10 protein-coding genes are annotated in these 10,977 nt (G+C 37.8%); 9 read left to right on the forward strand and 1 reads right to left on the reverse strand.

Annotation, left to right across the window (positions count from 1 at the left end; all coding sequences use genetic code 11):
• Position 1 precedes the first annotated feature (1 nt).
• From QNH20_RS02210 to QNH20_RS02220, 3 genes are all read left to right on the forward strand, one after another.
• Positions 2-709: a response regulator gene (locus QNH20_RS02210; RefSeq protein WP_283921307.1), complete on the forward strand. Its 708-nt coding sequence runs from the start codon at positions 2-4 to the stop codon at positions 707-709.
• A gap of 210 nt (positions 710-919) precedes the next feature.
• Positions 920-1,897, forward strand: coding sequence for a 2-keto-3-deoxygluconate permease (locus QNH20_RS02215; RefSeq protein WP_283921308.1), 978 nt, complete (start codon positions 920-922; stop codon positions 1,895-1,897).
• Positions 1,898-2,101: 204 nt separating this feature from the next.
• Positions 2,102-3,817: an NAD-dependent malic enzyme gene (locus tag QNH20_RS02220; protein ID WP_283921309.1), complete on the forward strand. Its 1,716-nt coding sequence runs from the start codon at positions 2,102-2,104 to the stop codon at positions 3,815-3,817.
• A 403-nt stretch (positions 3,818-4,220) separates the two neighbouring features.
• Here the strand turns inward: QNH20_RS02220 and QNH20_RS02225 are convergent, their stop codons facing one another.
• A complete protein-coding gene (locus QNH20_RS02225; protein ID WP_283921310.1) occupies positions 4,221-4,925 on the reverse strand; it encodes a helix-turn-helix transcriptional regulator in 705 nt (234 codons plus the stop codon).
• Between the two features lie 253 nt (positions 4,926-5,178).
• On the opposite strand from QNH20_RS02225, the gene QNH20_RS02230 reads away from it, so the two are divergent.
• The 6 genes from QNH20_RS02230 (at position 5,179) to QNH20_RS02255 (ending at position 10,690) form a co-directional block, all read left to right on the forward strand.
• Positions 5,179-5,553, forward strand: a complete 375-nt coding sequence (locus tag QNH20_RS02230) for a RidA family protein (protein WP_283921311.1) — start codon at positions 5,179-5,181, stop codon at positions 5,551-5,553.
• Between the two features lie 318 nt (positions 5,554-5,871).
• A complete protein-coding gene (locus QNH20_RS02235; protein WP_283921312.1) occupies positions 5,872-6,954 on the forward strand; it encodes a sugar phosphate isomerase/epimerase family protein in 1,083 nt (360 codons plus the stop codon).
• Positions 6,938-8,200, forward strand: a complete 1,263-nt coding sequence (locus QNH20_RS02240) for an MFS transporter (RefSeq protein ID WP_283921313.1) — start codon at positions 6,938-6,940, stop codon at positions 8,198-8,200. Before QNH20_RS02235 ends, QNH20_RS02240 begins: the two co-directional genes overlap by 17 nt.
• A gap of 165 nt (positions 8,201-8,365) precedes the next feature.
• Positions 8,366-8,554, forward strand: a complete 189-nt coding sequence (locus QNH20_RS02245) for a hypothetical protein (protein ID WP_283921314.1) — start codon at positions 8,366-8,368, stop codon at positions 8,552-8,554.
• A gap of 128 nt (positions 8,555-8,682) precedes the next feature.
• Positions 8,683-9,291 carry a GIY-YIG nuclease family protein gene (locus tag QNH20_RS02250; protein WP_283921315.1) on the forward strand — a complete coding sequence of 203 codons (609 nt, stop codon included), beginning with the start codon at positions 8,683-8,685 and terminating at the stop codon, positions 9,289-9,291.
• 28 nt (positions 9,292-9,319) lie between these two features.
• Positions 9,320-10,690: a D-serine ammonia-lyase gene (locus QNH20_RS02255; RefSeq protein WP_283921316.1), complete on the forward strand. Its 1,371-nt coding sequence runs from the start codon at positions 9,320-9,322 to the stop codon at positions 10,688-10,690.
• Positions 10,691-10,977: the final 287 nt, after the last annotated feature.

The following is a 10,977-nucleotide window of genomic DNA, read 5'->3' on the forward strand; positions in this document are numbered from 1 at the left end:
AATGATTAATGTAATGATTGTCGAAGATGACCCGATGGTAGCAGAAATCAATAAACAATATCTTGCTAAAATTGATGGGTTCCGGTTAGCTGCAACAGTCAATTCAGTAGCTGAAGCCATCCGAATTTTGGGAAAGAATGATATTCAGCTCATTCTTCTGGATATTTTTATGCCGGGAAAGCAGGGCCTAGAGCTGTTAGCGGACCTTCGGAAAAATGACCTTGAAATTGATGTGATCATCATTTCAGCGGCCACAGATCTTGAACGAATTAAGAGGGCATTAAGGTATGGTGTTGTCGACTATTTAATTAAGCCTTTCGAGTTTGAACGGTTTAACGCGGCACTTGCTACCTACCTTGAACAAACTCGGTTAATTAATAAACAGGATTCGGTTAGTCAGCAGGAGCTCGATAACTTACTTTTGCACAGAGACGAAGCTGTTATAGCAGAAGAACTACCAAAGGGGTTAACGAAGGATACCTTAAAGAAGGTATGGGATGCAATTCATGGATTGAAGGACGGGCCTTTTTCCATTGATGAAGTAGCAAATGTTGTAGGAATATCAAGGGTTTCGGCAAGAAAATATCTTAATTTCCTAAAGGACTTAGGAATCCTTGAAGTCAAGGTTATCTACGGGACGGTCGGAAGGCCTGTATACCAGCATGAATATAACAAATTTAAAGAGCATTTAATAAAAAACTTTCTGTAAGCAGTTTTTGAAACTGCTTACTTTTTTTATTTATAAAAAGATTTATTAAAATTTCATAATCTATGAAAACGGTTTACATGGGAATATGATAGACACGTAGCAAGACAAAGGTTGATGAAGTTGGAATCGCTTTCTTCAGTTATTGGAGAAATTGGAGTAAAAAATAATCGCTTTTTTGCAAGATTAATAAACTATTTTAGGAGGATAAAAATGCAAATTCCAATTAAGAAAACGCTCGATAAAATTCCAGGTGGTATGATGGTAGTTCCACTTTTTTTAGGGGTATTAACTAATACATTTTTCCCGCAATTTTTAAAAATTGGAGGTTTTACAACCGCATTATTCAGTAAAGAAGCATCATCAACAATTTTGGCATGTTTTATGTTTTTAATTGGTTCACAAATTAATTTCAAATTAGCACCGAAGGCATTAAAAAAAGGTGCAATATTATTAACAGGAAAATTTATAGTAGGTGCTGGTATAGGTATAACTGTAGCAATGCTTTTTGGGCCTGCCGGAATACTAGGATTATCACCATTAGCAATCCTTGCAGCGTTATTAAATGCTAATGGTGGATTATATGCATCTCTTGCTTCATCGTATGGTGACGAAACTGATGTAGGGGCATATGCGTTATTTTCTTTAAAAGATGGTCCGTTTTTTACATTAGTTGCATTAGGTGCATCCGGCCTTGCTTCAATTCCTTTTCAAACACTTGTAGGAGTATTAATTCCAATAGTAATAGGAATGATTTTAGGAAATATTGATCCTGATATGAGAAAGTTCCTTGGAAGCAGTAAATTATTATTAATCCCATTCTTCTCATTCCCATTAGGTGCGGGAATGAATCTTTCAACTATTATAGAAGCGGGAGGTCCTGGCTTATTACTAGGATTAATAGCTTCATTCACTGGAATTGGAGCTTACGTACTTTTGAAGTTATTTAAAGAAAATCCTATAGTTGGTTTAGCAACAGGGTCAACTGCAGGAAATGCTGTAGCTACACCAGTTGTTGTTGCAGCAGCAGATCCAACCTTTGCTGCCATAGCACCTACAGCTACTGCACAAGTTGCAGCTGCATGTGTCATATCTGCCATCGTCTGTCCGATTATTGTGAGCTATGTATTTAAAAGGTCCGAAAAGAAAAAATCGAAACAATCGAATCAATCGATTGCAAGGGCAGCTTGATAAAAAAGTAACGTAAATTTTATTAACACAGATAGGACAAAGCAGTCTGCCGGTTTTTACTGCTTGCTTTGTTTAACTACAAAAAAGGGACATTAATTAAAAAAACTAGTGTAATAAGGAAAATGTTATTAACATGGAAAGATAGAAATCTATGTTCCCGTAATTGTCCGAGTAGTTATTTTAAGAAAGAAAGAAGGAGACAACATGAATGTACCTGAGAATGTTATTATTACAACATTAAAAGGAAAAGAGGTTCTCTCTAATCCTTTTTTGAATAAAGGAACGGCTTTTACTAAAGCGGAAAGGGAAGAGCTTGGACTCGACGGGCTGTTGCCACCCCAGGTGCTCACACTTGATGAACAGGCGGAAAGGGCATATGAGCAATATTCAATGCGGACCACGAATCTGTTCAAAAACGGGCTGCTCTATGATTTATATAACCGCAATGTCGTTCTGTTTTACCGACTGTTGAAAGAACACTTAGCAGAAATGCTCCAGATTATCTACACTCCTACTGTCGGTGAAGCTATCCAGACATACTCCCATAGCTACCGCCGTCCAGGAGGTTTATATCTTTCCATTGATGATCCTGAGGGCGTGGAAAAGGCGTTCTATAATCTTGGACAGCCCAATAATGGCATTGATTTAATCGTTGTTACCGACTCAGAAAGTATTCTGGGAATTGGGGACCAAGGGGTAGGCGGTATTAATATTGCGATTGGTAAGCTTGCCGTGTATACAGCGGCAGCTGGTATTGATCCAAGTCGTGTTCTGCCAGTCGTGTTGGATGTTGGTACGAACAATCAAGCATTGATCGAAGACCCTATCTATATTGGCAACAAATTCGCCCGTGTCCGCGGTGAGCGTTATGATCAATTCATTGATTTATTCGTTCAGACTGCAAGAAGGTTCTTTCCAGAGGTACTTCTTCACTGGGAGGACCTTGGCAATGTGAATGCGCGTAAGATTCTAGACAAATACGGTGACAAAATCCTTACCTTCAATGATGACATCCAGGGAACAGGGGCAGTGACCCTTGCTGCAATTATGTCTGCTTTGAAAGTAACAGGAGAATCTCTGAAGGACCAGCGCATTGTTGTCTTTGGACCAGGGGCTGCCGGCATCGGTAACGCTGACCAAATGGTTGATGCCATGATTTTAGAAGGGCTGACCAGAGAAGAAGCATATGAGCGTTTCTGGGCTATCGACTATCGGGGGTTACTAACGGATGAAACACCAGATGTTCTGAATTTCCAGAAGCCTTATGTAAGAAAGATGGATGAAGTAAAGGACTGGGATAAGAATGAGGATGGAATCATTTCATTAATGGAAGTTGTTCAGAGGGTGAAACCAACCATCCTGATTGGTACTTCCGGACAAGCCGGTGCCTTCACGGAGGAAATTGTGAAAGAAATGGCTAACCACGTTGAGCGTCCAATCATTATGCCTATGTCCAACCCAACTTCTCTGGCTGAAGCAGTGCCGGAAAACCTAATTAAATGGACAGACGGCAAGGCTCTAATTGCAACTGGCAGCCCGTTTGCCAATGTAGAATACAACGGTGTTTCCTATGAAATTGGCCAGTCAAATAATGCATTTGTATTCCCAGGTCTAGGCCTTGGAGCCATTGTGGCAAAAGCTGAAGTGTTCTCAAAAGGAATGTTCGCAGCTGCTGCTTATGCGGTTGCAAGAATGTCTGACTCCAGTAAACCAGGAGCATCCCTGCTGCCATCCATTGAAAATCTTCATGAAGTTTCAAAATACGTAGCCATTGAAGTAGTCAATGCTGCCATATACGAAGGAATTGCAAGAGCGGAAATCCAAGATGTTGAGACTGCTATTGAAGAGGCTATGTGGAAACCTGAGTATAAGGAAATGAAGAGTGTAGGGATTTGGACAAACATTCATTCCTATGCATGATTAAATAGTTAAATAAAAATGCCTGTACCCCTGGCAATTGATCGAAATTTCGATATTCCAGGCAGTGACAGGCATTTGTATTTAACTAGATTAAATGGACTGAATCCATTTTTAGAAAGGCTTTCATACATACGGTTTGTTTAAAAGTGTTGCTAACCTGGATGCGTTCCCGATTTGTTAAAATACACAGGATGTTAAAGAAATAATTAAAAAAGTAAAGCGTCATGAACTAGCATCATGCGTTTAAAAATGGCTTCTTTTTGTTCCTGCGAATATAGTATTCTATTTCTCTTTGACATATCGATCGACCTCCGTGTTATTTACTTAACTATAACACTAAGGTATCCTACAACATCTGTCCTAACAGAGGGGGCGTTTCACCTCCCGTATTTTCAAATAATGGTTAGTCCATCCCATTCTTCATCTTCTGCAGTTTCGAACGATATCGATACACACTTGCCTCAGAAACCATCAATTTATCAGCAATTTGGCTGATCGAACCTTTGAGCTTGAAGATACCTGTACTTTCAAGCTTTTCAATTAACTCCATCTTTTCCTCTTGTGTCAGGCGCTCGGTTGGAATTTGTTTTTCTTCATAAAACTCCTTGAAAACAGAATCCACGATGTCTTTTTGATTTTCAAAGAAGTTTTCCGTTTCGACAGGGACGTTATCAAGTGAAAGTTGAACTGTGCTGAAGTCTGTAGGGGCTTCTGTTGGTACTTTTAAACCTCCCCCAAAACCTAAACGAAGAATTTCCTGGCTTAAGTCAATGAGCTTGGAATTATCGATATTAATACAAAGCATTCCCAATAACTTCCCTTTATCTTTTATAAAAAAGGTGGAAGAATTTAACATCTTATTATTCATCGTTTTACCCGTATAATTACAAATATAATCTTTTTCTTTCCAAACTTCGCTTTTGATAAACTTAAGAGCAAGATCCGTTAAGGGAGACCCTACTTTCCTTCCGCTGATATGACAGTTTGCAATTGCGATAATACAATGTTTTTCATCACTTACATCCTGCAGAGCGATTTCACAGTTTTCACCCATCACCAAGCCTAAAAATCCAACTAATTCTTTATAATAATCCATAATTTTGCTCATATATGTCACGTCCCTTCTTCTAAGCCTGAGTGCTAAATATCAAATATTTTTCATGATAAAAAAGGTAGATGTTTTAAATTTTATGGTATCAACAATATAATACTATATAAAAATTAATTATTATAATAAAAATGATACTTTTTAACAAAAATTTCGCATATCAATAATAAATTATTACGATGACGAAAAATTATTATTGACTTATCGAAAAAAAGAAATAAAATAAAATTATAAAAACCTAGGCGGTGAAGACATGAAGGAAATACTCAATACAAAAAACGCACCAAGTGCTATTGGACCCTATTCTCAATGTGTAGTAAACAAGGGGATTGCCTTTGTTTCAGGACAATTACCAGTGAACCCCGAAGACAATACGATCCCAGAAGGTGTAACTGAACAAGCCAAACAGTCACTAAGCAATGTTAAAGCCATACTAGAAAGTGGCGGTTATAGTTTAGATGACGTTGTGAAGACAACTGTTTATTTAAAAGATATGAATGAGTTTGGTGCTATGAACGAAGTATATGGAAATTTTTTCTCAGCACCATATCCTGCTAGAGTAGCTGTAGAAGTTGCTAGATTACCAAAGGATGTAAGAGTAGAAATTGAGGCCATTGCGATAAAATAATTCACTGTGAATCTTGTAATCTATTGTTTTGAAATAAAACAAAAGGTTGCACTATGCATAAAATGTAAGCGTTTATATGTTGGTAAATGTCACTATCTCTGTCATTAAAAAAGGAGTAACCTTCCACTTATAGTAGGCACATTAATGGAAGAGTATTTGCTATATTTGGCAAGGCAGGTATGATTTGATTATTATTTTTATCCGTAAAGCTCGTGATGGCGTTGCCCGAAATATCATGGATGATTTCTAGTATAAAGGAAGTGAAATTAGGTAAAATAACTTAAATAGGCTATAAAGGAAATTTTGGAGGGGATAGTTATGTCCGATTTAGTAAGTTCATATATTGAAAAATTGGTTTCACGAAACGTCTTATCTACAGATGCGAAACCACCGGAGTTTACGGCAGATTTAGCAAAAAAATTGCTAGATCGTATCCGCAAAATTAAAATCCATGCCCACGCTTATGCATTGCTCACAAACTTGACTCATTATAAGTGGAAAATAGAGGACATGCTCTATTTTGCATACCACAATGAGCTTAATGGATTAAATATTCATTTGGCGGATGGCGAGTCTGGTAGTCTCGGGAATATAGGTGACGATGAAAGAAAAAAGTTTGCGGAACTAGCAAAAAAACTAGACCTTGAAATTGTCTTAGAGGTTAGCAGCACAGATAAAGCTACCGTCGATAAACTTTTTCATATTGCAAACGTGATGGATGTGCATAATTTGCGTGTGTATGGTCGCTATGAAGGTCCTCTTGATGTGGTGATGGATAAAATAACGGATGACTTGCATTACATCACAAGCTTGGCAGAAAAACATGATTGTTATGTAGATTTTGAGCAGCACGAAGAATTAAAAAGCCAAGAAATCGCTACCATTCTAAAAAAAGTAAATAGCAAGCGGATTCATGCTTTATTTGACTTTGGAAATATGATTAATGCCTACGAAGCGCCGATGGAAGCCTTTTTTAACTTAGCTCCTTTTATCAGATCAGTACACATGAAAGGAGTAAAAGTTGTAGATTACGGTGGAAGTACAGGACATTATGGCGTTCTTCAAGGTAGTGATCAAGATGAAATGCCCAGCGAACGGTTTATATATGAATTACTCATGCTAGGCGACGACAAACCGCAAGTAAAAACCTACTGTTTGGAGCAAGAAAATCATTATGTTGCTCCGCCATTTCGCTCAAAGGATGAGGGAAAAAATCCGTTTATCAAGTTTAGGAACATGAGTGAAACTCCAGTCCCCGAGGGCATGACACTGGAGAAAATGCTGAATTTGGAACCTGTATGGGCATATAATCAGCTAAAGTATTTTAGAAAGGTATTAACCAAATTTGAAGTGTTATGCGAATTAAAAATAATGGAGGGAACTCATGGAAAATTCCATTAAAAACAATACGTTTTGGACAAAAACAAATATTATTAGACTCTGTGCATATTTATTGGTTTCGGGTACGATTTATAAAATTGCATTTATGGCAGACGTATTCTATGACCAAATGCAAGAGTTTATGGGACTCAGCAATACGCAAATTGGTCTACTCGATACAGTGAACTCCCTCGTTGCCATGTTTGGTTTCTTAATTGGCGGTGTTTTAGCTGATAAAGTAAATATTCGTGTACTTGTTCCTCTTGGTCTGTTCTTAAATGCAATCATGGGAATCTGGCTTGCGATGTCCCCACCATTCTGGGCAATGATTGTGATATTTAGCGCTTTGGCAATTGGGGCGGACTGTTTAGTGTGGTCTGCACTTCTGAAAGCGGTGGGCAAGCTTGGTGGAAACCAAGATCAGGGAAAGGCTTTTGGTTTCTTTGAAGGTGGCAGGGGTATCGTAGATACTGTGGTGGCTTTTGCTGCTTTAGGTGTCTATGTGGCAGTTGGGGAGAGCATGAAGGGTTTAAGTTATTCAATCTTATTCTATGCGTTGATAGATTTAGTGCTTGCTGTTGCTATGATATTTTTTCTAAAAGACGTTAAAGTTTCAAAGACAGAGGAGTCTGACAATAGTTATAGCTGGAGTAATATCAAAAATATTTTACGTAAAAAAGAAGTTTGGCTCGTTGCGTTTAACGTATTTATGGTATATTTTGTGTACAAAGGCTTAAAATATTTTAATCCATTCCTAAAAAATGAGTTTGATGTACCCGCAGTTATTGCAAGTGCTTACGGTATTATCAATGCTTATTTTTTGAAATTTGTTGGCGGACCTAGCGGTGGCATAATCGTTGATAAATTGAAAAACCCTGCAAAATACATTAAGCTTTGCTTTGCGGTCTTGATTGTGCTTCTGGCAGTAATTGTTGGGTTCACCTATGTCATGCCGCCTGTCATGGTAATGGTTATAATACTGTTAGCATTTGCAACCATTCTCTATTCTATGAGAGGTACATTCTGGTCACCGATGGGTATGATTGGACTGAAAGAAAATGAAACAGGTACAGCATTTGGTTTAGGTTCTTTTATTGGATATGCTCCCGGTGTATTTGCTTCGATCATTTTTGGAGCAATCTTAGACAAGTACGAGGGTATGGTCGGATACCGTATTATTTTTATTATCTTGGTAGTGCTATCAATGGTTGGATTTGCGGTAGCACTTAAGCTTCAAAAACGCATTAGCAAAATTAATAATATTTAACTACGAAAAGCAGCAATATCACCCCGTTCTCCTGTAAAGAGGATGGGGTTTCTTCATTGAATGAGCGAAGTGGAAAAATGGAGACCCCATTTATAGAAAATTTGCCTTGGATGGTCCACATCAAGTTAAAATAGGAATATGCGAGTAGGAGAAAGGAGTGTTTTCATGGAACCCATCATCATCGACTATACCATTCCCATGCAATCGGAAGAACGAGTCATCGAAATCAACCAATCATTCGGTACGGAATTCAAGGACACCAGTTGGCATATCGAAAACCTCATCGAACAACTGATGCCATCGAGAAATGTGGTGAGCAGGGCGGAGCGTATGAAGGGGACGCCATTCAAGTAAAAATCGAGATAAGATATGTACCAGAAGATAAATAGCATACAGGAACGTCTCGTTTATCGCGAGATGTTTTTCTTCTTTTTTTCTAGACGGATTCCCCGAATCCATTATAAAGAAATGGGGGTGAAGAAATGGAAACCATCAATGAAAAGCTCCAACAATTGCCGGATGAAACCGGAGTTTATCAATTTTTGAATCATCAGGGAGACATCTTGTATATCGGTAAGGCCACTTCCTTGAAGCAACGGGTGAAATCTTATTTCACCGGAAGCCATAATGTCAAAATCCAAAAACTGATTGCCCAAGTCGAGGACATCCGGGTGATCCTGACGGATCACCCACTGGAAGCGCTCCTTCTTGAAAACACCCTCATCAAAGAGCATCAACCCAAGTACAATATACTTCTCAAAGACGGGAAAACATATCCCTATCTTCTTCTCACCGATGAAGAATACCCCAGACTGGTCAAAACCAGAAAGAAAGAACCGAATGCTGGATCCTATTATGGTCCCTTCCCGACGGAAGGGGCCGCGAGTCTGTTACTGGATACGATCCATCGCTTATTTCCCATCGTCAAACTCCCGAATTACGGGAGGCGAAGCCTCCCCTGTCTCTATTATTACATCGGTCAATGCGTCGCTCCTTGTGCTTTCGACATCGATCATGGCGCGTATCGCGCCATGATCCGGAAGATCCAGCGGTTAATTGTATATTTTAATGAAGATACGGAAAGATTTTAGATGAATTATAGAAGGGAGATAGGTTTGTATGGAAAATAAGATAATTCAAGGAAAAACAATAAAGGAATGGGAAGAGAAGTATCCTCTAATGAGCAAGATTATTTCAACTGACGAAGTGTTTTGGACCAATTCTAAATATGAAAAATTTGAAGCTGCTATAAAAAAGATTTCTTTATCGGAGAAGGATGTAGAAGATGCAGAAGAAAGATTAAATAGATTTGCCCCATATATAGCTAAAGTTTTTCCAGAAACACAAAAAACAAATGGAATTATTGAATCACCTATTGTTCCAATTCCTAATATGCAAAGTAATATAGCAGAGACATATAATCAAGAAATCCTAGGTCAATTATTGCTGAAATGTGATAGTCATCTTGCTATTTCGGGGTCAATTAAAGCAAGAGGCGGTATTTATGAGGTTTTAAAACATGCAGAAGATTTAGCTATTGAGAATAACATCCTAACAATAAAAGATGATTATTCAATTATGGATAGTGATAATTTTAGAGAGTTCTTCTCTAAGTATTCTATTGCAGTAGGATCAACTGGAAACCTAGGACTTAGTATTGGAATAATGAGTGCACAATTAGGGTTTAAGGTTTATGTTCATATGTCAGCTGATGCAAAACAATGGAAGAAAGACCTCCTTAGAAGTAAGGGTGTTACAGTAATTGAGTATGAATCAGATTATAGTAAGGCAGTAGAGGAAGGTAGAAAACAGGCAGAAGCTGATCCAAACATGTACTTTATTGATGATGAAAATTCGACTAACTTATTTTTAGGATACGCTGTTGCAGCTTATAGATTAAAAAAGCAATTAGAAGAAATTAATGTAGTTGTAGATGAGAATCACCCATTATTTGTTTATCTTCCATGTGGAGTTGGTGGCGGACCTGGTGGAGTAGCATTTGGGTTAAAGTTAGTTTTCAAGGATCATGTACATTGCTTCTTTGCCGAACCAACACATTCTCCATGTATGGTTATCGGATTAATGACAGGTATGCATGATAAAGTATCGGTGCAAGATTTTGGCATTGATAACCTTACTGATGCAGATGGACTTGCTGTTGGTAGAGCTTCAGGTTTCGTAGGAAAAACATTAGAAACCCTAATTAGTGGGTCGTATACTGTAACAGATGAACAATTATATATACTATTAAGTATGTTATCCGACTCAGAAAATATTCAATTGGAACCTTCTGCATTAGCTGGAATACATGGTCCAATTCAATTATTCAGAGATGAAGCTGGACAAAAGTACATTGAGAATAACAATTTAAAAGATAAAATAAAAAATGTTTCACATATCGCTTGGGCAACAGGAGGTAGTATGGTTCCAAAAGATGTAATGGAAACCTATTATAAAAAGGGAAAAGAGGCATCTGCTACCCATAGTTAAGGCTATTTTTCATCTTACGGGCGGCATGATGTAATCCATCTCTAAAACCCTTGTGCTATAAGGATTTTTGAAGATTAGTTAGCTTATGGCAACATTTATTAAAACATCCTTCACATGATATTTTTAGTGAAGGATGTTTTTTCTGCTTATAGTTGAATGACTTGATTCATTAGTTTGCTAAAGCTCTCGGCATCTGTTTCTCTTACGCTGACATTCTGTTAATATTTTTATTCATTTTTGAGGCTTCTCATTAATTCAGTGAATTTTTGAGAAGCCTCTTTTTTACA

Source organism: Neobacillus sp. WH10 (assembly GCF_030123405.1).
Lineage (GTDB): Bacteria > Bacillota > Bacilli > Bacillales > Cytobacillaceae > Neobacillus.

Coding starts and splice junctions, on each gene's coding strand:
- QNH20_RS02210 (WP_283921307.1), top strand. CDS start 2: ATGATTAATGTAATGATTGTCGAAGATGACCCGATGGTAGCAGAAATC.
- QNH20_RS02215 (WP_283921308.1), top strand. CDS start 920: ATGCAAATTCCAATTAAGAAAACGCTCGATAAAATTCCAGGTGGTATG.
- QNH20_RS02220 (WP_283921309.1), top strand. CDS start 2,102: ATGAATGTACCTGAGAATGTTATTATTACAACATTAAAAGGAAAAGAG.
- QNH20_RS02225 (WP_283921310.1), bottom strand. CDS start 4,925: ATGAGCAAAATTATGGATTATTATAAAGAATTAGTTGGATTTTTAGGC.
- QNH20_RS02230 (WP_283921311.1), top strand. CDS start 5,179: ATGAAGGAAATACTCAATACAAAAAACGCACCAAGTGCTATTGGACCC.
- QNH20_RS02235 (WP_283921312.1), top strand. CDS start 5,872: ATGTCCGATTTAGTAAGTTCATATATTGAAAAATTGGTTTCACGAAAC.
- QNH20_RS02240 (WP_283921313.1), top strand. CDS start 6,938: ATGGAAAATTCCATTAAAAACAATACGTTTTGGACAAAAACAAATATT.
- QNH20_RS02245 (WP_283921314.1), top strand. CDS start 8,366: ATGGAACCCATCATCATCGACTATACCATTCCCATGCAATCGGAAGAA.
- QNH20_RS02250 (WP_283921315.1), top strand. CDS start 8,683: ATGGAAACCATCAATGAAAAGCTCCAACAATTGCCGGATGAAACCGGA.
- QNH20_RS02255 (WP_283921316.1), top strand. CDS start 9,320: ATGGAAAATAAGATAATTCAAGGAAAAACAATAAAGGAATGGGAAGAG.